Source organism: Nocardioides marmorisolisilvae, from assembly GCF_031656915.1.
Taxonomy (GTDB): Bacteria; Actinomycetota; Actinomycetes; order Propionibacteriales; family Nocardioidaceae; genus Marmoricola; species Marmoricola terrisoli.
The window spans coordinates 1,997,814-2,019,489 of the sequence record NZ_CP134227.1; the positions used below are offsets into that span (position 1 = coordinate 1,997,814).

Sequence of the window (21,676 nt, forward strand, 5' to 3'; positions counted from 1 at the left end):
GCCCTGATCTGGCAGCGCCAGCCAGACACCACCGTCGTCCTGGACTGGTCACGCTGGCGACGCCGCCACCAAGCCCGCGCCCGACGATGCCACTACGCCAGGCGCAGCGCTGTTCCCTAAGTGCGGCTGTAGTACTAGAAGGCTTGGTCCGGCGGAGCCGGAATTTCGGGTCAAGTCTCAGGCTGCGAGTCCAGATTCCTTCGTGAGTTGGTCGAGGGCGTGCTGGTAGGTGCGGCTCGCGGCCTGTAGGGGGTGGGGTTCGGGTCCGGCGAGTTGGGCCATGCCGGTGCGCAGCAGTCGGTCATGGGCGCGGGTGAGGAACAGGGCGTGCTCGATTCCGGTGTCGGTGACTTGGTAGTGGTTGCTGTGCGCACGACGGACGATGAGTCCGTGGACGCGGAGTCTGCGCAGGTCGTAGGTCATTTGCCCTGCCGACATGACGGTGCCGAGCAGTTGCCCAACGAGGTCGCGCAGGTCGCGGTTGGTGAACCCGTCGGGTAGCAGCCGGAATACCAGGAGGGCGTGCAGCAACGCCATCGCGCGGGTATCGGCGAACTTCAGCCCGGCGACCCGGGCCCCGGTCTCGGTGGTGACCGGGTCGTTGAGCGTGGTGAAGACCTGTTGTCCTCGGGCCGGGTCGTGGCTGAGTCGTTGGACGTCGAGCAGACGCCTGTTGGCGGTGAAGCCGATCTCGCACAGGGCGGGCAGATTGGTCAGTCGTTTCCGGATGTCGAAGTCGTAGGTGTTGTTGATCGTGGTCTCGGTGCGCAGCGCTCTCCCTTCCTTGTGGTACTGCTTGATGGTGGTCGCCTTGTAGTCCACGTGCAGGCTGGGAGTCACGCCTTGGGTGATCACTCGAGTCCGGAACCGTCCTGGCGTCTGGTGCTTCTTCCCGGCGTGGATGCGGCGGTTGAAGACCAACCCGACCTGGTCGGGGCGGCCCAGGTCGAGGTTGTCGCGGATGACTTGTTCGAAGAAGATCCGCCCGCTCACGGGCCGGTCCAGCATCTGGGTCAGCGAGAACTCCGCCTGCAGGATCGAGATGTCGTAGCGGTAGCCGGCCGCCCGGTCCGCCTTCGAGTAGGGGTGTGGCACCTTGGCCAGCCACTTGCGCAGCAGCGCATCGATCTGGTCGGGGCCCAGACTGGCGCAGATTGCCTGAACGGTGGCGACATCGGCGGGGTCATCGAAGGAGGCAAACGCGTTGTCCAACGCGGTGAACCCGATCCCCGCCTTCGCGGCCTGTCGCTTGGCCCACTCGTTGCCGTTGATGCACAACCGGGCGTTGTAGGGAAAGTAGGAACAGAACTTGAGGAAGAACGGCCCGAAGTCGGCATCGACGGCGTAGACGTAGAAGTGGTTGACCATCCCGGTGGTCTTCACGATCCACGGATACGCCCGCCCCTCGACGTTGCGGCGCTTCTCGGTGCGAAACAGCGACGTCTTCTCCTGCGCACGGCCGATGAACAACACTCCCTCGGTGTGCCCGGCTGCTTCGAACCGCGCCAGACGCTCGTGCATGATGTCGTCCTTGCGTTGGCCCTTGACGAAGTCGACCCACGGCACGCCCTGGTCCACCGCGAAGCGGCGCATCTGTTTGCTGAACGCATCGGTGATCTTGCTCAGCGGCGCGGTCGAGGCGACCGGAAGCCCGAGCTGGCGCTGCACATAGCCCACCAGTCCGGCCGCGTACTGCAACTGCGGAACGTAGACGTTGAGATACATCCGATCGATGCACTCGACCTCAAAGACGGTGTGCTCGGAAACGACATCGGACACGGTGCGCGGTAGCGTCATGAGAAGGCTCCGGTCAGGCGGGACGGCTCACCTTGAGCCAACCACCGCCAAGCAGGCGGTCACAACACGGGCCCCCGGGCACCGTCAACCCGCCGACCGGAGCCGCCAGCACCACCCCGGGACACCACGCACGGCTCGTCGGGCTGGGGCGATGCCCCGTTAGTACTACAGCCGCACTTATTTTGGCCGTGATCGGTGTGTCGCCTGTGTGAGACTGGTGTTCGCCGGCATGTTGCTGGTGTGACTGGTGAGGTTTGTGTGTCTGAGGTCGAGGAGTGGGCGGCGGGGCTTGCGGAGGTGCATGCCCGGATCGCGCCGCGGTTCGCGCGCTCGGAGCCGCGTGAGCGGGTGTTGGCCTATGTGCGGGGGTTGTTGGCGCCGTTGGAGAAGAAGAACTCCTGGACGCTGGCCGAGTCTGCAGGTGAGGCGATCCCCGACGGGATGCAGCGATTGTTGGCCTATGCCGATTGGGACGCCGACGCGGTGCGCGACGATGTGCGTGACTACGTGGTCGAGCACCTCGCCCCTGCGCCTGGCGACCCTGCTGGGGTGCTGGTGGTTGATGAGACTGGCTTCTTGAAGAAGGGCACGAAGTCCGCGGGGGTGGCGCGGATGTACTCCGGCACTGCGGGACGAATCGAGAACTGCCAGATCGGCGTCTTCCTCGGCTATGCCACTGGTCCTGGCCAGGGATCCGCACGGACGTTCTTGGACCGTGAGCTCTACCTGCCCAAGGCCTGGGCCGAGGATGCTGCCCGACGCGCTGAGGCGCATATCGGGGACGAGGTGGAGTTCGCGACCAAGCCGGAGCTGGCGATGCGGATGATCGGGCGCGCGATCGACGCCGGGGTGCCGGCTGGGTGGGTCACCGGCGATGAGGTCTATGGCCAGCACTACCGATTGCGCGCGATGCTTGAAGAACGTCAGATGCCTTACGTGATGGCGGTTCCGGTGAACCAGCGCGTCATCGCCGCCGTCGACGACGGTGACGGACCGAAAGTGCGTGAACTGCGCGCCGATGCGCTGGCCGCGATGCTTCCCGCCCAGGCGTGGAAGAAGATCTCCGCCGGGCGCGGCGCCAAGGGTCCGCGCCTGTATCACTGGGCCCGGGCGCCGATCCGCCCCCTGGAGGACAGCCCCAGCTACTGGTTGCTGGCCCGCCGCAGCCTGACCGACCCCGATGATGTCGCCTACTACCTGTGCTTCGGGCCCGAACGCACCCCATTGCGTGAACTGGTCCGGGTGGCCGGTGCCCGCTGGGCGATCGAGGAGACGTTCCAAACAGCCAAGGGCCAAGTCGGCCTCGACCAGTACCAGGTACGCCGCTACGACTCCTGGTATCGGCACATCACCTTGGCGATGCTCGCGCACGCCTTCTTGACCATCACCACCGCCCAGACCAACACCGCCGCCGGCGGCGGAAAAAGGGGGACCTCCGGCCGGTCGAGGAACTGATCCCCCTCACCGTGCCCGAAGTCAGACGGCTCCTCGCTGCCCTGATCTGGCAGCGCCAGCCAGACACCACCGTCGTCCTGGACTGGTCACGCTGGCGACGCCGCCACCAAGCCCGCGCCCGACGATGCCACTACGCCAGGCGCAGCGCTGTTCCCTAAGTGCGGCTGTAGTACTAACGGGGCCGGCACCTCATCGGTTGGCCCTTCCGCAAACTAGAACGAGTTCCTAAGGTGTCGGGCATGGCACCCGGATCCGCTGACCACGATCTTCCCGTCCACGGCAGCTGCGATCCGGCGTTCGAGCCGCTGCGCGAGCTCCTCGCCCGCAACCTCGCCACCGGCAGCGACATCGGCGCCTCGCTCGCCGTGGTCCGCGACGGCGAGACCGTCGTCGACCTGTGGGGCGGCCGGGCCCGGGACGACCAGGAGTGGCAGCACGACACCATCGTGCAGGTCTGGTCCGTCACCAAGGTGATGGCGGCGCTGACCACGCTGATCCTGGCCGACCGTGGCGAGATCGACCTCGACGCGCCGGTCTCGTCGTACTGGACCGACTTCCGCGACTCCCGGGTCCTGGTGCGGCACCTGCTCGGGCACACCTCAGGGATGGCCGGCTGGACCGAGACCCTGGACATGGACGGCCTGCTCGACCTCGAGCGCAGCGAGAAGATGCTTGCCGAGCAGGAGCCGTGGTGGGAGCCGGGCACGGTTTCGGGATATCACATGATCTGCTACGGCCACCTGCTCGACGGGCTGGTGCGCGGCGCGACGGGGCGAACCCTCTCCGAGCAGTTCCGCGATCTGGTGGCCGGTCCGCTCGGCGCCGATTTCCACCTGGGAGTCCCGGAGGCCGACCTGGGGCGCTGCGCCGACCTGGTCCCCCCGCCACCGGGAGGGATCGACTTCTCGGCGCTGCCACCGGACAACCTGCTGCTGCGCACGCTGGTCAACCCCGTGCTCGACATCGGCGGCTTCTGCAACACCGCGCCGTGGCGCCGGGTCTCGATCGCCGGTGCCAACGGTCACGGCAACGCGCGGTCGATGGCACGCATCCAGTCCGTGGTCTCCCACGGCGGTGAGATCGACGGCGTCCGCCTGCTCTCGCCGTCGATGGTCGAGCGGATCTTCGACGTGCAGGCCGACGGCACCGACCTGGTGCTGATGGTGCCGGTCCGGTTCGGCACCGGCTACGCGCTGTCGCAGCCCGCATCGGCCCCCGCCGTACCGGAGGGCCGGGTGTGCTGGTGGACGGGGTACGGCGGCGCCATCGTGGTCAACGACCTCGACCGCAAGGTGACCGTGGCCTATGCGATGAACAAGCTCGACCAGCACTTCACCTCCTCGCCGCGCACCGACGAATACCTGCGCACCGCCTTCGGCTGCGTGGAGGCGTCGTGAACGCTCCGCTCGTGTGCCTGATCGGCGCCGGCTGCTCGGGCATCACCACCGCCAAGCGGTTGAAGGAGTACGACGTCGCCTACGACCAGTTCGAGCTGTCCGACGACGTGGGCGGCAACTGGTACTACGGCAACCCCAACGGGCGCTCGTCGGTCTACCAGTCGCTGCACATCGACACCTCGACCACCCGGCTGCAGTTCGAGGACTTCCCGGCGCCCGAGGAGTGGCCGGACTTTCCCCACCACAGCCTGGTGCACGAGTACTTCCGGGACTACACCGACCACTTCGGGCTGCGTGACCACATCAGCTTCGGCACCGGTGTCGAGCACGCCGTACGACGGCCCGACGCGACCTGGGACGTCACCCTCTCCACCGGAGAGACCCGGCACTACGCCGACCTGGTGGTCGCGAACGGGCACCACTGGAGCCCGCGCCTGCCCGACTACCCCGGCCACTTCGACGGCATGCTCATGCACAGCCACGACTACCTGTCCCCGTTCGAGCCGGTCGACCTGCGCGGCAAGACCGTGATCGTCGTGGGGATGGGCAACTCCGCGATGGACATCGCCAGCGAGCTCTCCTCGGCCTGGATGGCCGAGAAGCTCTACGTCTCGGCGCGGCGCGGCGTCTGGGTGCTGCCGAAGTATCGCAACGGTCAGCCTGCCGACAAGGTGATGGCGCCGCCGGACATCCCTCGCGAGGAGGGCCTGAAGGCCTCGCGAGCGCTGATCCGTGAGCTGGTCGGCAACATGGCCGACTACGGTCTGCCCGAGCCCGACCACGAGCCGCTCTCCGCGCATCCGTCGGTCAGCGCCGACTTCCTGACCAAGGCGGGCTCCGGCGACATCCACATGCTCCCGGCGATCGCCCGGCTCGACGGTCGCACCGTGCATCTGGTCGACGGCGACGAGGTCCAGGCGGACGTGATCATCTGCGCGACCGGCTATCGGATGGAGTTCCCGTTCTTCGACCCCGGCGAGGTCGACCTCCACCCCGACGCCGAGCACCGCTACCCGCTGTTCAAGCGGATGATCAAGCCGGGCGTCGAGCACCTCTTCTTCATGGGTCTGGCCCAGTCGTCCCCCACGATCGTCAACCTCGCCGAGCAGCAGTCCAAGCTGCTGGCCAAGCTGCTCGTCGGCGACTACGTGTTGCCGTCGGTCGAGGAGCAGGAGCAGATCATGCGCGCCGACGAGGCCGACCACCTCGGGCAGTATTACGCGGTCCCGCGGCACACCATCCAGATCGACTTCGGCCGCTATTGCCTGGACCTGCACCAGGAGATCGCCGCCGGGGAGGAACGCGCCAGGGCGATGTCAGTCGCCCAGTAGCCCGCGCAGCTCGTCCGGCTCGGTGACCGGGCGCTGACAGACCAGGTTGCGACACACATACGCCGCTGCGCGGCCGTCCACCAGCGTGCGGCCCTCGAGCAGCGGGATCGTCGGGTCGACCGCGTCGGGGTGTACGACGAGGCTGACTGCGCCGATCGTGTTGCGGGCGATCCGGGCCAGCGGGTCGCCCTCGCCGTCCTCGGTGACCACGACGAGCTCGGCCGGCCCGTCGAGCATCTCCTCGGCGGCGGCCAGCGACCACCCGGCGAACCTCGGAGCCCGCTCGGCGAGGGCCCGGACCGCACCCAGGGCCCGCTCCGCCGCAGCGCGGTGCCGGGCCGAGCCGGTGAGTGCGGCGTACCTCGCCAGCGCACGCACCATCGCCGAGTGACCGCTCGGACTCGCGTTGTCGGACGGATCGCGCGGACGCGCGACGAGCGCCTCGGCGTCGTCGGCGGTGTCGAAGAAGCCGCCGTCATCGGCAGCGAAGTGCTCCAGAGCGACGTCGAGCAGCGCACCGGCCCGCTCGAGCCATCGCTGGTCGGCGGTCGCCTCGAGCAGGGCGAGGAAGCCGTCGGCGACGCACGCATAGTCCTCGAGCACACCCTGTGGCTCCCCCACCGTCCCGTCCCGCGAGACCCTGCGCAGCCGGCCATCGACCCAGTGCAGCCGCCAGAGCAGATCCGCGGCCCGTTCGGCGGCCTCGATCAGACCGTGGTTCTCCAGCACGAGCCCGGCGCGCACCAGGCCGGAGATGGCCAGCCCGTTCCAGGCTGCGACGACCTTGTCGTCGCGGGCTGGCCGGGTGCGCCGACTGCGGGCACGGGCGAGCCTGTCCCTCAGGGTGAACCAACGAGAGAGCTCGGTCGCAGCCGGATCGGCGCGCAGCTGCAGGGTCGACCTCCCGTGCTCGAAGGTCCCGGGCTCCGTGGCGCCGAGCAGCTCGGCGACCCAGCGACCGTCGTCCCCGCCCAGCACGTCAACGAGCTCGCCGGGCGTCCAGATGTAGAAGGTGCCCTCGGCGCCGTCGGAGTCCGCGTCCAGCGCCGAGGCGAGGCCGCCCTGGTCGGTGAGCAGCTCGGTCAGCAGGAAGTCGGCGGTCTCCTCCACGACCCGCCGGGCGAGGTCGTCGCCGGAGACGGCGTACCAGTCGGCGTACACACCGAGCAGCTGGGCGTTGTCATAGAGCATCTTCTCGAAGTGCGGCACCACCCAGCGCGCGTCGACGGAGTAGCGAGCGAACCCACCGCCGAGCTGGTCGTACATCCCGCCGCGGGCCATCGCGGTGCAGGTCTTGTCGATCATGTCCTTCGCTTCGGCTCCTGAGCGCGACGAAGGTCCGGTGCGCGCCAGGTGCCGCTGCAGGAACGCCAGCACCATGCTCGGCGGGAACTTGGGCGCGCCGCCAAAGCCACCGTTCGTCGCGTCGAACTCGCGAGCCAGCGTGTCCACCGCGCCGGCGAGCAGGTCCTCGTCGAACGCGCCAGACTGCAGCGACGCCTCCTTGCGAAGGAAGTCGCGGATCTTGTCCCCGCTGGACCGCACCTCGTCGCGGCGGTTGGTCCAGGCGTCGGTGATCGCCTCGAGCAGCTGACGGAAGCTCGGCTGGCCGTGTCGCGGCTGGTCGGGGAAGTAGGTGCCCGCGAAGAACGGGGTGCCGTCGTGGTCGAGCACACAGGTCATCGGCCAGCCGCCGTTGCCGGTCATCGCGACGGTCGCCTGCATGTAGACCGCGTCCACGTCGGGCCGCTCCTCGCGGTCGACCTTGATGGCCACGAAGTGCTCGTTGAGGTAGGCCGCGGTCGCGTTGTCCTCGAACGACTCGTGCGCCATGACGTGGCACCAGTGGCAGGCGGCGTACCCGACGGACAGGAGAATCGGTGTATCCCGACGCTTCGCCTCGGCGAACGCGTCAGGCCCCCACTCCCACCAATCCACCGGATTAGCTGCATGTTGGAGCAAATATGGGCTCGTCGCGGAGGCCAGTCGATTGGCCAATTCTGTCACTCCTACCAGTGGCACGTGTATCACTCTTCGATCAAGTGATACACGAGAGTGATACACGAGATCGGCGTATGGTGGTTTCCCCAGCGTAGGAGGTCTCGTGGCGAAGCGAACTCAGCCGACCCTGCTCGCGCAGGGCAAGCTGCGCACTGCGCGCGGCAGCCAGCGGCCGTGGCGAGTCCGGCTGTATGCCCCGACGGTGGGCACCAACAAGTTCCAGGTGATGTTCCGCGCCCCCGCCGGCGACGGCGAGCCGTGGAAGCGGGTGCTTCGACGGGCAGCGTCGGAGGAGGAGGCGCGCGCGATCTTCGCCCAGGCCGAGGCGGCGCTGGACACGGAATCAGCGACGCCCGTGGGTGCCGATGTCCGGGCCTCCCGAACGATCCGGATGCTCGGCGAGGAGTACCTCAAGGAGTCGATCGCGCGCGGCAAGCAGCCGCGGACGATGGAGGGACGCGAGTCCCGGCTCAACGCCCACATCCTGCCCACCATCGGCGAGGTGCCGGTCACGAAGTGGCGCGTCGAGCACAGCCGCAAGGTCATGGAGAAGGGATCAAAGACGCTCTTCTCGCAGCGCGGCCGCGAGGACCTGCGCGGCCAGCTCGCGGCGATGCGCAAGCTCGCCTGGCGACTCGGCTGGCTCGACCGCTCGATCGACCCGCTCGACGGCCTGGAGATCGGGCGCGCCAACGTCCTGCACGGAGCGACGGCCCAGTATGTCGACCCGCGCCTGCGTCCCGAGACCCGCCAGGTTCGGGCGATGGCCGCGGCGGCCGACAAGCTGTGCGGCCCCGAGGGCACCGATCCGCTGATGACCCGGCTGCCGTTGTTCGGCACCAAGATCCGCGTGGCCGGCTTCGGTGGCCTTCGCCTCGGCGAGCAGAACGGGCTGCGCGCGATAGACGTCTTCTTCCAGGAGGGCTACGTCCACGTGAACGGCGCCTGGATCACCCCGCGCAAGGCCGCGGGCTTCCGTGGCCCGGTGAAGAACCACACCCTCCACGAGGTCCCTCTCCCCCGGTCCTTGATGCGCGACGAGCTCCTCCCCCGCGTCGCCGTGCTGCTGGGCCTGCCGGCGGATGCCGCCCTGCAGCGTGTGCTCAACGTCCAGGAGGAGGAGCGCCAGCGGCGGGCTTCACTCGCGCAGCGCGAGAAGGACCGCAACCTCGCCTGGTGGAACTATCCCATCCCGCCGGAGGACGAGCAGTGGCTCTTCGTCGACACCGTCACTGGTCTGCCCGTCAAGCCCGAGATGCACAACGATCGCTGGCACCGAGTCCGCGCATGGGTCGACGAGAACGACCCCGACAACGCCTGGCCGCGCACGATCGTCTACCGCAACCTCCGCCACCACGCCGCGACGAAGTGGTTCCACGAGGAGCTCGGCGAGCCCTGGGAGGTCGTCGCCCAGTACCTTGGCGACAAGCTCACGACGGTGCTCAATCACTATGTCCGTGCCGGCGAGGACGCCCTCCGCGACTCGGTTGGGAAGCTCGCCAAACTGTGAACAAGACTGATGAGCAGGTTGGGGCTGATCGACGACATCTGAGGGGACATGGCCTCCGACCCGTGCTTATGCGGATCACATGCACTCGGGGACACATCTGGGCCACAACGCAGCAGGCCCTCGATCCTCGGATCCGGGGCCCGTTCGAAACTCCATCAACCCGTGATGCGTGCTTGAGAACACTTCTTCAGCGAATGACGCCGTGGTTCCGTAGTCTCCAAGTGTGTATGTCGCAGAGAAACTGGGCACTCCTCCTGGGTCAGTTGCTGCCAGCCTGGCTGCAAGAGCGCATGCTGGCCGTTTGACGATCTACGCGGGTGCTGGGCTCTCCCAAGGTGAGCCGACTCTTCTACCCGGGGCAGCGGGCTTGGCTGAGCTGATTGCAGCCAGGTTGGAGGGCATAGTCGACTTTGACGGAGTCAAGCGGTACGACCTGCTCGCGGTCGCCGACACGGTCGCGGCGCAACCTTTCGGAGCAAAGTTGCTCTGCGAGACTGCGCTCGAGGTCGCGGATTTCGTGAACGCGCCATACAACTATGCACACGAAGTAGCTGCGATGCTCCTGTGTGAGGGCGCCGCGACCATCCTCGAAACCAATTACGACGATTGCATCGAGCGGGCTGCGCAGCCGGAGCGACCGCCAGTCGCCCGGAATGCGGACGAGCTCCTGAATGGGCCATCAGGGCCACTGCTCAAGGCGCACGGATGCGCCACATTGCGAACCACGATGCTGTTGACAACAGCGCAGTTGGCGAGCGTCGACCTCTGGGCGAGCGCTACCGTGACCGCGCGGCTCGCCCAAGACACGGTGGTCTTTGTCGGAATCGGCAGTGTTGCAGATTACGGGCTCTCCTGACGTACCTGTGGGTGCCTGAGCGCGCCTGAACGAGCCACACGCCGCTTCCTGTCTAGGTTTCTGAGCTGTCTAGGAACAGGAACCAGGTGCACAGGAGAGCGGCGTGCGTGATGTCAGCCTATGGCGGGGCGTGTTCGGGGTCGAGAAGACGGTGATCGAGCGGGTCGAGTTCGACGAGGACGACCAGGTGCTGGTCGCCTACGTGCGGCCGACCAAGCGGCAGCGTGGCCGCTGCGGGCGTTGTCGGCGACGCTGTCCGGGTTATGACGCCGGTGCGGGCAGGAGGCGTTGGCGGGCGCTGGACCTGGGCACGATGGTCGCGATGGTCGAGGCTGACGCGCCGCGGGTGACCTGCCGGGCCCATGGCGTGGTGGTCGCCCACGTGCCCTGGGCCCGCCACGACGCCGGCCACACGCTGAGCTTCGATGATCAGGTGGCATGGCTGGCCACCCAGGCCTCGAAGTCATGCGTGGTCGAGCTGATGCGGATCGCCTGGCGCACCGTGGGTTCGATCATCTCCCGGGTCTGGGCCGACATCGAGACCCAGCACGACCGCTTCGCCGGGCTGCGGCGCATCGGGATCGACGAGATCAGCTACAAGCGCGGGCACAAGTACTTGATGGTCGTCGTCGACCACGACCAGCGGCGACTGGTCTGGGCCGCACCGGGACGCAACAGCGCCACCGTCGCTGAGTTCTTCGATCTCCTCGGCGAAGAACGCTGCAAGCTGATCACCCACGTCTCGGCTGATGGGGCCGACTTCATCGACACCATCGTCGCCGGGCGGTGCCCGAACGCGGTCCGGGTGGCCGATCCGTTCCACATCGTCAAATGGGCGACCGAGGCGCTCGATGAGGTCCGGCGTGAGGCGTGGAACGACGCCCGCAAGCAGGCCAGAACCGAACCCAAGCGGCCGCGTGGACGTCCTCGCGCCGACGCACCGCCGCGACCGGGCAGCGAACGGGCCAAGTCGTTGAAGGGAGCCCGCTACTCGTTGTGGAAGAACCCCGAAGATCTCACCGAGAACCAGCAGACCAAGCTGGCTTGGATCGCGGCCACCGATCCGCGGTTGTATCGCGCCTATCTGCTCAAAGAAGGCCTGCGGCTGGTCTTCCGACTACCCCACGCGGCAGCCGCCGAGGCCCTGGACCGGTGGATCAGCTGGGCGCGACGCTGCCGGATCCCGGCGTTCGTGAAACTGCAGAAGAGCATCGTCAAGCACCGTTCCCGGATCCTCGCCGCGATCGAGCACAACCTGTCCAACGGGCTGATCGAGTCGACCAACACCAAGATCCGGCTGCTGACCAGGATGGCGTTCGGGTTCCACTCCGCCGAGGCATTGATCGCGCTGGCGATGCTCACCCTCGGCGGGCACCGACCCGCCCTCCCGGGCCGCAACTAACCCACAGATCAGTCAGGAGGGCCAGATTACGTTCGATCTTCGATCGAAGAGGTCTTGAGGGTGACGGGGGTCGATCACCTCCTTTTGGTGGGGCCAGCACTCGACGAATGGGACACGAATCCAGACTTGGACTGGCGCAAACTGCTTCCAGACCTTCCCGCGGACCACCGCGATTCATCTACCGCTGAGGTGTTCTGCGATGCACTGTTGCGTGCCTACCTGCTTCGCATCCGTAACGAGTTGCGGGACTTAGTCGCTGGCCTTGATCCCGTTCACCCACAGCGTGCTGGCCTGACTTCGCTCATCGATGCCTTCGAAGACCAGGCCGCCATTCCAGTCATGCGCTGGCTAAGGCGAGCGTGCTGGCGTCTGGGCGTCGGCCAGAGCGCAGCGACGCTATCGTCGGCGACCGTCGGGCTTGTCGCCCTGGCCGCACTGATTGGCAACACTTGGAATATCTCAGGGCTGGGTCCGTGCTGGCTCTCAGTGACGCCGCGGACTCCTGCCGGGAGCGATCAGGTCGTACATCTGCTTCCTCTATTCGCGGCCGAGCCAAAAGCAGGAACTGCCGTGATGAGGGAGATCGAACGACGCATACAAGTCGCTCGGACGGACGGCACGATCTCGAGCGATTCGACAATCATCGCCGTGTGTTCAGGTCACGTCGGCTCGCTTGGATCACAGGAGTTGCCTGTGTCTCGAGATGCTGACCTCGACGCCGTCCTGCGGCTAGTGACTGCGTCCGCTGCAGCGGACATGCCCGTAAGCGTGGTCGACGAATTCGGCAGTGACCACCTGATCGACGGAACAACCGCTCGAGGCGTAGTCGCGATAAGTGCTGCCACCGTGGGGATAGTCGAGTGAGCGATAGTTCGGGCGCAATCGGCACGGACTCGGGACTGCTCGAGTTGGCGGAGATGGTCTTGCGCGACGCTGGCTACGAACTCACCAGTGATGCAGCGGACGACGAACCCGTGCTCTTGGCAGAGAATCATGACAACGTCGCGGTCGTCACCGCACCAATCACTCTCGAGCGGCTGCTCGACGCGGATTCGTCCCTCACACGATTCCTGGTCGAGCGCCTCGCCACAACTGATCCAGGCAGGAAGCGTTGGGACGCATATGTGGTGTTCCTATGCGCTCAGCCAGGCACCCCGAATCAGACAGAAACGCTCTCTGGAGTGTCGAACAACTTGAGGAAGGTCCGTCGTCTGCTCAGAGTTGGAGTCGAGCCCACGACGGCGGGGGTATCTCGTGCGCTGCGGCCGCTCTTACCGCTGCCCACACTCTCGAGGCCCACCGCTATTGCAGATCCGCTCCAAGAACTTGAGAGCTTCTTACTCGCCGACGGGATCGAACCGGAGGTCTTGCATGCAGCGCTGACGGACTTCCTCATCGGAGGCCCCTATCGAGCTCGGGAAGTGGGCGAGGACCAGGACTGGGACAATGACTCTGAGGATGACCCATGGCAGATCTGAGCGATAGCGGGGGCATGTCTCCTCGAGGACGGATCCTGTCGCTGACAGTTACCAACTTCCGTGGCTTCAACGAACCCATCAAGTTCAACTTCGACGCTTCTGCCGTGCTGCTACGCGGCCCAAATGGAAGCGGAAAGACCAGTCTCTTCGACTCCATCCAATGGCTGCTGACGGCCGATCTACCGCGCCTCGGCTTGTATCGCATGCGGAAAGCCGACCTGTACTTGACCAACGCGTTCTTCGGAAATGGTCCGGCCTCGGTGGAGGCGACTTTCAGGATCGGCGCAGAGTTCGTGAGCGTGAAGCGCAGAGGTGATGCGAGAGGCTCAGTGCTCGAGTTCGAAAGCCCGTCCGGCCGACTTGAAGGTGATGCCGCCGTCACCGAACTGCAGCGAGTACTGGCCCCGGGCGCCCTTCCACTTGACGAAGTACTGCACACGAGCGGCCTCTTGCAACAGGACGACCTTAGACAGATGCTTCAAACCAAGCCCGACGCTAGGTACAGGCAGCTGATGCGCTTGCTCGGGCTTGAGATCCTCGATCAGTTCGAGCGATCCGTGCGGGCCCGCCGGAATGACGCTCGAGATCGTGCGAAGGCCGGCGCCGTCGAAGTCGACCTCCTGAGGAAGGAACGGGACAGCGTCGCGGAGCAACTCGCCACCGCCGAAGCGCAGGTTCAGAGAGTCACTGAGCCGATCGCATTGCGGGCTGTTGTCGAAACCACGCTGGCTCAATACCCGCGCACTATCGAACTAGCGTCGAACCATCCTGAGGAACTATCTGAACGTCAGGTACCTGCAGATCTCGCACGCCTTCGGTCAACGGCTGAGCGTACGCTGCAATCGGTCACTGGCCTTCCACGAGCACTCCCGCCGAGCGGCCAAAATGAACTGATTCGGGTCGACTCATTGATCGAGCAAGCCGAAGCCAGAGCTCTCGTGGCCAAACAGGCTGTTGCACAAGCCGAGTCGTTACGCAACGCAGTCGTGGCCGCGACCGATGCGCTTGGCCGACTCACGGCAGCAGCATTGCCGCTGCTCCCGACGGACGATGCAGCCTCGCCCTGCCCGGTGTGCTTGACCCTAATTGATCCGAATGCGGTCCGGCATGCGCTAGAAGCACGCTCGGCCAACTCCGATGCATTTGCGCAAGCAGAAGCAAGCCTGGCTAGGGCCACTGCCGAACGCGACGTCAGTGAGCATGAGCTATCTGAGGCGCGGACAACCAAGTCCGATCTACTTCAAAACGAGCAAGCTCGCGCGAATGTAGTACGTCGATTCGAAGATGCGCGCAGAGGTTTCGAGGATCTCGAGACTGGGATGCTTTTCCGCGCCCGACCTGAAGGAGACCTTCCTGGCGTCACGCTAGAGACGACGGAGCTTGCCTATGCCGAGGCAGTATCAACACTAACTGCGCACAATGAGTGGTTAACGAGTGTTCGCAACGCCTGCGACGCGATGAACTCGGCATTGTCAGACTGGAGCCAACGGCTGGCGGCTAGCCGACTTGCTACGGAGCGCTCCAATGCCGTCCCACGTTTGCGAGAAACGTTGAGCCTGTGTCAGACGCGCCTTGACGCGACGTCGCATGCAAGTGAACAGGCGCGACGGGAGGCTACCAACGCAGTCGGGCTACACGAGGCAACGAAGGCCGCCAACGAAGACATCTTCCGCAGCCGGTTTGCGGCCCTGGAGCCCCTAATGAATGATGTGTACTCGCGGCTAGATCCTCACCCCGCATTCAAGAACCTGAGTTTCAGCATCGAATCATTTCGTTCGAAGGGCACAGCAACTGCCACCGTGACGGACACGGAGCGAAATATCACGGTGAACCCCATGCTGGTGTTCTCCTCAGCTCAAGCGAACATAGTTGTCCTGTCGGCCTTCCTCGCTCTCGGGTGGGCAGCCGGCACCTCGAGTCTGCCGTTCGTGCTCCTCGACGACCCTCTGCAGGCCATGGACGACGTGAACGTCCTTGGCTTCGCAGACCTCGCTCGGCACCTTCGACGCGAGCGTCAAATCGTGATTGCCACGCACGAAGCACGGTTCGCTGAACTACTCGAGCGAAAATTGTCGGGCCGGCAGCCGGGCGAGGACCTAATCGTCCACGACTTCGTCGGATGGAGTCGTAGCGGTCCCGAGGTCGAAACCAGAAGCATTCCGATTTCAGAACTCGCTGGATTGCCCGTGCTCTCCGCGTGAGGAGGAGGCCATTGCAAGCAAGACCGCCTCGTTGACCGGTGAACTTTGTGGGGGTCTGCCAGAGTCTTGATACCTCACGAGCGTGCGCGGAGGGTCTGGGAGTCCGGGTCGTAAACATAGTCGACGATCCCGCCGGAGACGATTAACTCAATCGCCTGGTCGATCACCGTGAGCGGCACAACGAACCACTCCGATGGGTCGTAGTTGCGGCCCTTACGGTCGATCTGCGTGATCTCGAGCCTGACCTCGGCGAACACCCGATGAAGCAGGTTCTCCAGCGCCGAGATCTTCAGGTTGTACGCGCGATAATCCACGACGATCTTGACCGGGGCCATCAGGTAGGTCGGTTGCTTGGCCGCGTTGGCGACCCGCGTCTCCACTGGCCCGCGCGAGAAGCCGATCTTGTAGAGATCCTTCAACCCGGCGATCTGAGGATCGTCGCTCAGCGTGCGAAGTACGTAGATGTGGCCGCTGACCTCGTCGTCGGTGAGGATCTCGGTCATCTGGGCCTGCGTGACGATCTGGCCGTCCTCGTCGCTGAGGCGGATCGCCAGCGACTGGCGATACATGGACGACTCGGTGCCGTTCTCGAAGATGCAGCGCAGCCGTTCACGCTTGTTCTCGCGCACAGTCGACTTCTTGTACTCGGTATCGCCAACCTCAGCGATGAAGAGCATCACGCCGTTGAGCACGAAGAACGCACCCGGGATGATGTGCCCGAGGCCGGGATACGGAAGAAGCTTGCTCGTGCCCTCGCGAAGTTCTGCATGCTTCTGTTTGAACAGCGGATCGAACTGCTCGAAGTCGTCAGCGGGCTTCCGACGGGCCGCGTCACCTGTGTCGAACTGCTGACGCCGTACGGGCAAGCCGGAGACATCCAGCAGCCCAGACTCGTCGCCGAGCAGGTCGAAATCGTCGCCCTCCAACAGATCGTCGATCGAGCTCGGCGCTTCGGGCACGTCCAGAAGCCCGAACTCATCGAGATGCTTCAGCGCGGCGATCTTCTCCTCGTTGGCGAGGATCCCGTCGAGGCGGGCGCCGAGTTTGCGTTCGGCGATCTCGCGGGTCTGCGAATCCGGGACGCGACCATGTGCGCGCCGGAACTCCACGATCTGCAGGAACGCGCGCTCAAGCCGGTCACTCGAGGTGATCTTCTTCGGCTTCTCCGGCGCATCCAGCAGGCCGTCAACATCAGATTCGAGCAAGACCTCGATGCTGGAGGGGTAGACGAAGTCGACCTGCCCGACGTCGTCGGCGCTGCTCATGCCTCATCCTCCATCTGCGCGGCCCTCTGCTCGGCGAGGTGTTGCTGCTTGCGCCTTTGCAGGTACAGCAGCGCCTCGGCATACCGTTTCTCCGTCGGGTCCTCGGTACGCACGTCGGGCTTCCGTCCGTTGACCTTGGCCCAGGCCTGGATCTTCGGGAACAGGGCGAAGGCTTCCTCGTCCGTAAACTCGACCCGTGTCGCGGTGATCGCATCGGAGATGATCCGCAGCACCGAGGGCGTGACCGACTTTGACATGACCTCGAAAGCGCGCTGGAACGGATTGACTGAGTCAATGAGGTTGATGTTGATGTCGTCGATGTTGACGAACTTCTCGGCCATCTTGATGAACCGCTTGTCGCCGACCTCGCGGACCTCTCCGTTTTTGATCACCGAGTCCACGACGACCTGCTGCCGCAGTTCCTCGACCTGCGACTCATCCAAGTCGGGGTACCGCTCGCGGATGATCTTCGGGATCAGCACCTTGTTGGTCGTCTCGGGATCCACCGATCCTGCCGCGGCCCGCGCGAACGTGTCATCTTGCAGGATCGTCGCCTTCAGATCGTTGAGGTCGGTCTCCACGATCTGCTTGACGCGGTCCGACGACGGCTCCTTGAAACCTTTGATCTTGATGACACCCGGCGCCTTCGGGTCATCATCGTCACCGGTGCGCTTGGTCTTGAACGTGAAGTTCTGCGCCAACACCTGCTCCATCAGCAGCGACGCGGTGATGGCCTTGAGCATGTTGTTCACCGACACCTTCACCTCGCCCTGCGAAGCGTCAGGCTCGGCGATCAGGTTGGTGAACTGAGCGTGCTCCTTGCCGGGACTGTCCCGGGTGACGCGACCGATGATCTGGATGACCTCGGTGAGGGACGCTCGGTAGCCAACCGTGAGGGCGTGCTCGGCGAAGGGCCAGTCGAAGCCCTCCTTCGCCATACCGAGCGCGAGGATGACGTCCACGGCGTCGCTGTCCTTGGAGGCGAAGGTAGAGAGGTAGTGCAGGATGTCGGCACGCTTCTTCTGTTCGGTGTCGTCGACGAGATCGGCGACTCGAACGATCGCCCCGTTGTCGGCCCGGCGGATGCTGATGATCCCGGTGTCGGGGTCGGTGGACTCGACGTGGCCGATCGAGTCAATGATGAAGCCGACCTCTTCGATCTTGTCCTTCGTGGACTCTCCCGAGTTCACGTTGGGGATGTGGATGATCGTCTTCTTGTCCAGGTCGAACACCTCGCCGATCGCGTCGGTGTAGCGGCCCTGGTAGAAGTGGTGGCCGATGCCGAGCGACTTCAGATGCTCATAGCCGTTGAGCTGGTCGTAGTAGTTGAAGGTGACCGGCGTGAACCGTGCCTCGTCCTCGGCGGACAACACTGGCACCGAGTCGCCGCGGAAGTATGAGCCCGTCATCGCGACGATGTGGACATCGGAGCCGTTCATCACCTCCCGAAGCAGGGCACCGAGGCGGTTGGCTTCGGTGTCGGCGGAGACATGGTGGAACTCGTCAATCGCAAGTACGGTGCCGTTGAACGCCTCCGGGGCGAGCTTCTCGAACGCAAACCTCAGGGTCGCGTGCGTGCAGATCAAGCTCGCGTCGGGACCTTCAAGGAACTCAACGAAAGCTCCGACTTTGCCCTGCGAGGAGCCGGGGTCGCACAGGTTGTGCTCGGACTTGACCTCCCAGTCAGCAAAGAAGCCGAATTTGGTCAGGCTGGTCGAGGAGAACGATGCGCCGATCGAACGCTCGGGGACCGCGACGATGACCTTCTTGCGGCCCTGGTTGTAGAGCTTGTCCAGAGCGACAAACATCAGCGCACGGGACTTGCCCGAGGCCGGCGGCGCCTTGACCAGAAGATGCTGGGCATCGCGCTGGGCGAAGACGCGCTGCTGCATCTCGCGCATCCCCAAGGCGTCGATCTTGACCGACGCCCCGGTCTGGGCGTAGGTCACGTCCACGACGTTGAGCAGCTTGTTCACTTCTTCGTCCCCTTCGAGGCCTCGGCCGCGGTCATCGCCTCATACATAGCGAACAGGTCCGACAACCTCTGCTCGTCGGTCTCGTAGCCGCGCCTGGAGTAGATCGAGTCGACTAGCGCATCCACCTCAGCATGGACTGCACGTAGGTCGGCCGGCATCCACTCCGGGTCGTACAACTCAGCGAGAGTCCGCTCGCAGTGGTATTCCCTGACGTCGAGCACCCGCAGAGCCGCGATCGTGAGCTTCTCCTTCACCGCATCTGACAGTGGCGGAACTGGGAAGTTGTTGTAGACGATCGTGTTTGAGTACTGATAGTTGATGCGCATCCGTCCCGACACCGCGTTGACCCACGTCATATGCATTTGCGATGTCAACACGGCGAACAGCCACGGCGCGGCGTCGTAGATAGCGAAGCCCTTGTTTGAGATCACCGTCTCGGGGTCCAGGTAGCCAATGGGGATGTACCTCCTGAGGCCGGAGGAGATACTCGGCACGACGATCGACTCAGTTGGCCGGTATCGAATCTCGCCGAATCGATGTGGGGTCTCGGCGAGTTTCCTCGTGGCCAGTCGTTCGCTCTGCTCGCGATGCCGCCTCACTCGTTCGACCCGGTCAGCGATCGGCCCAATGCGACAGGCGTCGGACGCCTCGGCATCGTCAATCCAGAGAGCGAAGCGATCCTCGCCTGCGATGAATTCGCTGGCGCCTAGGAAGCGCTTCACGTAGGCCTCGGCTCCCGAGTCCGAAGCGATCAGCCGCTCGCGTTCCACCTCCGTGAGTACGAGCGCTCCGCCATCATTGGGCATGCTCCCGAAAGACATGGCCGGCAGTTGCGACAGCGGCTTCTTGCGGGCCATCACGAAGACGTTCGCGCCGTCAGCGAGATAGCCGTTGATGTTGGCGGCAGCAATCTGCAAACCGTCGTCGTAGATGTACTTCGGCTCGTCCCCCGCGTTACGCAGGCCGATAACGGCGACGGTGACGTCAGCATTCTTCTTGGCGTTGTTGTCCCACTGGAACCCCGGGTAGGCGAACCCGATCTCAAGTCCCTTGTCAAAGATCATGGGGAAGAGCAGGCCAACGTGTTCGCCTTGAGAGACGGTCTTAGTGGTCACGAACGCGAGCGCGGCCCTCGTGCCCTCGATGTAATCCGCCCCCTTCACGAACCACAGTGAGATGTAGTTCAGGTTCTTTGAGTGCGGGCGATCGCCAAAAACGAAGGCGTAGTCCGCCTTCTGGTCCGGCGTCTGGCGCTTTGACCCGTAATACGGAGGGTTGCCGATGAGATAGATCTCCTCGTCTCCGCCGTTAGGGCACACCGCTTCCCAGTTGATCCGGGAGGCGTTCCCCTCACAAATCTGGCCAGTCTCCTTGAGCGGGATCAGTGGGATCGAGAGGTTGAACTTCTCCTTGAACTCCGCGTTCATCTGGTGCTTCGCGATCCATAGCGAGAGGATCGCGACCTCGACCGCAAAGTCGTCAAGTTCGATGCCGTAGAAGTTCTCGATGCTGATCTTCGACTCGGCGTAGAGGACCTGGTGGTTGACGTCGATCTCGGCGAGCCGCTCGAGGATCGCGTGCTCAAGGCGTCGCAGCTCCTTGTAGGCGATGACCAGGAAGTTCCCTGAGCCACAGGCAGGGTCGAAGACCTTGATCGCGCTGATGCGCTCCAGAAGCGCCTCGAGCTTTCGCCGCGAGTCGTAGGCCGCATCGAACTCGTCTCTTAGGCCATTGAGGAACAGAGGCTCGATGGTCTTAAGGATGTTTGGGACCGACGTGTAATGCTGACCGAGGTCGGACCGCTCCCCGGGGGCGACGATCGCCTGAAACATTGAGCCGAAGATATCGGGGTTGATCTCGCGCCAGATCAAGGTTCCGGACTCGATCAGGAGCTCGCGAGCCTTCTTCGTGAATCTCGGGACCGTGTGCTCGGCCGCGATCGTGAACAGCCGTCCGTTGACGTAGGGGAACTCTCGAAGGTGCTGTGGCTTGTCACCGGCGTGAGGAGTGTCCAGCGCCTTGAAGAGATCGGTCAGGAAGTCAGCGACGTCGGACCCGTCGGCCTGGGTGTGACTGCCGATCGCATTGGTGAACTGGTTCTCACCAAAGATGCCGGTGTCCTCGGCGAAGAAGCAGAACAACAGCCGGGTAAAGAAGACGTTGAGCGAGTGCCTCCCGAAGGGGTTGCCGAGGATTTCAGGGTTCGCGGCGAGCAGCTCGTCGAAGAGCTTGCCCATCCGCTCCGCAGCCTTGACGTCGGCGTGCGCCTCAGCGACGTACTGCGCCTTCTCCATGCCTGCCCAGGGCAGGAAGAACGTGAAGTGCTGGTCAATGTCGGCGATCGGCACCATCAGGTTCTCGCCGGTCTTCGTGTCGACCGCGAGCAGCTCTGAGTAGTCGGTGACGATGACGAAGCGCGGGCGGTAGCGCACGACCGTTGGCGCGGTCCGCAGTTCGTCGATGACGGCCAGCGGGTCGCCCGTCGTCTCCTTGAAGTAGACGACGTTCTTCTGTGCAACCTCTGTTGCCGGGTCGTCGGCAACGTTGAGCGACCCGTTGCGCAGGCGCGTGACGTTGCCCTGCGAGCGGCCGTAGGCGAGAAGCAACTCGAGGATGAACTCGCGGCTATACGACGGCCGCCCGCCGAGCGGAGCGACCCGCTCCTCGACGGCCTTCAGATTGAGCTTCACTATCGAATCTTCTCAGTCGTCGATCGGGTCGGAGTGGTCACCAGCGCACAGCGGTCTGTTGATGCCGATCCTGCCAGCAGGAGCCGACTCATCGCCGGAGTTTCTACCCCACCCAGCCTTGGGATGCCCCCTCCCCTTCTGCCTCTCGCCTCTCGCCTTCCACAACACCCCGTCCCTCAACACTCACTGACAACCATCAACGGCTCCCAGATCCACCCTCCAGATCACCCTTCTCACCCTCCTCAACAAGCGGCACGCATGCTACGAAAGTAGGGATACCTGACCGGCCGAAAACCGGTCCTGACCTGCGGGTTTGC

14 protein-coding genes are annotated in these 21,676 nt (G+C 64.6%); 9 read left to right on the forward strand and 5 right to left on the reverse strand.

Annotated elements, in window-relative coordinates; genetic code table 11:
• Positions 1 to 177 precede the first annotated feature (177 nt).
• Positions 178 to 1,797: a hypothetical protein gene (locus Q9R13_RS09580; RefSeq protein ID WP_310962799.1), complete on the reverse strand. Its 1,620-nt coding sequence runs from the start codon at positions 1,795 to 1,797 to the stop codon at positions 178 to 180.
• Between the two features lie 258 nt (positions 1,798 to 2,055).
• Here Q9R13_RS09580 and Q9R13_RS09585 point away from each other — a divergent pair, with 258 nt between their 5' ends.
• From Q9R13_RS09585 to Q9R13_RS09595, 3 genes are all read left to right on the forward strand, one after another.
• A complete protein-coding gene (locus tag Q9R13_RS09585) occupies positions 2,056 to 3,252 on the forward strand; it encodes an IS701 family transposase (protein WP_397217824.1) in 1,197 nt (398 codons plus the stop codon).
• 239 nt (positions 3,253 to 3,491) lie between these two features.
• The gene (locus Q9R13_RS09590) at positions 3,492 to 4,649 is read left to right on the forward strand and encodes a serine hydrolase domain-containing protein (RefSeq protein ID WP_310964892.1); all 1,158 of its coding nucleotides are present in this window, start codon (positions 3,492 to 3,494) and stop codon (positions 4,647 to 4,649) included.
• Entirely contained in the window at positions 4,646 to 5,980 is a 1,335-nt protein-coding gene (locus Q9R13_RS09595; RefSeq protein ID WP_310964893.1) for a flavin-containing monooxygenase, read from the forward strand. Before Q9R13_RS09590 ends, Q9R13_RS09595 begins: the two co-directional genes overlap by 4 nt.
• On the opposite strand, the gene Q9R13_RS09600 is transcribed toward Q9R13_RS09595, so the two are convergent.
• A complete protein-coding gene (locus Q9R13_RS09600) occupies positions 5,966 to 8,011 on the reverse strand; it encodes a thioredoxin domain-containing protein (RefSeq protein WP_310964894.1) in 2,046 nt (681 codons plus the stop codon). The two genes, Q9R13_RS09595 and Q9R13_RS09600, sit on opposite strands and share 15 nt — an antisense overlap.
• Positions 8,012 to 8,084: 73 nt before the next feature.
• Here Q9R13_RS09600 and Q9R13_RS09605 point away from each other — a divergent pair, with 73 nt between their 5' ends.
• The 6 genes from Q9R13_RS09605 to Q9R13_RS09630 all read left to right on the forward strand — a co-directional run bounded on the left by Q9R13_RS09605 (position 8,085) and on the right by Q9R13_RS09630 (position 15,428).
• Complete coding sequence (locus Q9R13_RS09605; RefSeq protein WP_310964895.1) at positions 8,085 to 9,491, forward strand: hypothetical protein; 1,407 nt, start codon at positions 8,085 to 8,087, stop codon at positions 9,489 to 9,491.
• Between the two features lie 367 nt (positions 9,492 to 9,858).
• Positions 9,859 to 10,347 carry an SIR2 family protein gene (locus tag Q9R13_RS09610; protein WP_310964896.1) on the forward strand — a complete coding sequence of 163 codons (489 nt, stop codon included), beginning with the start codon at positions 9,859 to 9,861 and terminating at the stop codon, positions 10,345 to 10,347.
• A gap of 103 nt (positions 10,348 to 10,450) precedes the next feature.
• Entirely contained in the window at positions 10,451 to 11,749 is a 1,299-nt protein-coding gene (locus tag Q9R13_RS09615; protein WP_310961331.1) for an ISL3 family transposase, read from the forward strand.
• 60 nt (positions 11,750 to 11,809) lie between these two features.
• On the forward strand, positions 11,810 to 12,613 hold the full coding sequence (locus Q9R13_RS09620) for a hypothetical protein (protein ID WP_310964897.1): 804 nt from the start codon (positions 11,810 to 11,812) through the stop codon (positions 12,611 to 12,613).
• Positions 12,610 to 13,227 (forward strand): hypothetical protein, encoded by a 618-nt coding sequence (locus Q9R13_RS09625; protein WP_310964898.1) that lies wholly within the window; start codon positions 12,610 to 12,612, stop codon positions 13,225 to 13,227. Before Q9R13_RS09620 ends, Q9R13_RS09625 begins: the two co-directional genes overlap by 4 nt.
• Positions 13,215 to 15,428, forward strand: coding sequence for an AAA family ATPase (locus Q9R13_RS09630; protein WP_310964899.1), 2,214 nt, complete (start codon positions 13,215 to 13,217; stop codon positions 15,426 to 15,428). The genes Q9R13_RS09625 and Q9R13_RS09630 overlap by 13 nt, the downstream gene beginning before the upstream one ends.
• Before the next feature lie 74 nt (positions 15,429 to 15,502).
• Here the strand turns inward: Q9R13_RS09630 and Q9R13_RS09635 are convergent, their stop codons facing one another.
• From Q9R13_RS09635 to Q9R13_RS09645, 3 genes are read right to left on the reverse strand one after another with little or no spacing between them, the layout of a single operon-like run.
• Positions 15,503 to 16,693 carry a GIY-YIG nuclease family protein gene (locus Q9R13_RS09635; RefSeq protein ID WP_310964900.1) on the reverse strand — a complete coding sequence of 397 codons (1,191 nt, stop codon included), beginning with the start codon at positions 16,691 to 16,693 and terminating at the stop codon, positions 15,503 to 15,505.
• Complete coding sequence (locus tag Q9R13_RS09640; RefSeq protein WP_310964901.1) at positions 16,690 to 18,669, reverse strand: DEAD/DEAH box helicase; 1,980 nt, start codon at positions 18,667 to 18,669, stop codon at positions 16,690 to 16,692. Before Q9R13_RS09640 ends, Q9R13_RS09635 begins: the two co-directional genes overlap by 4 nt.
• Positions 18,666 to 21,359, reverse strand: coding sequence for a DNA methyltransferase (locus Q9R13_RS09645; RefSeq protein WP_310964902.1), 2,694 nt, complete (start codon positions 21,357 to 21,359; stop codon positions 18,666 to 18,668). Before Q9R13_RS09645 ends, Q9R13_RS09640 begins: the two co-directional genes overlap by 4 nt.
• Positions 21,360 to 21,676 lie beyond the last annotated feature (317 nt).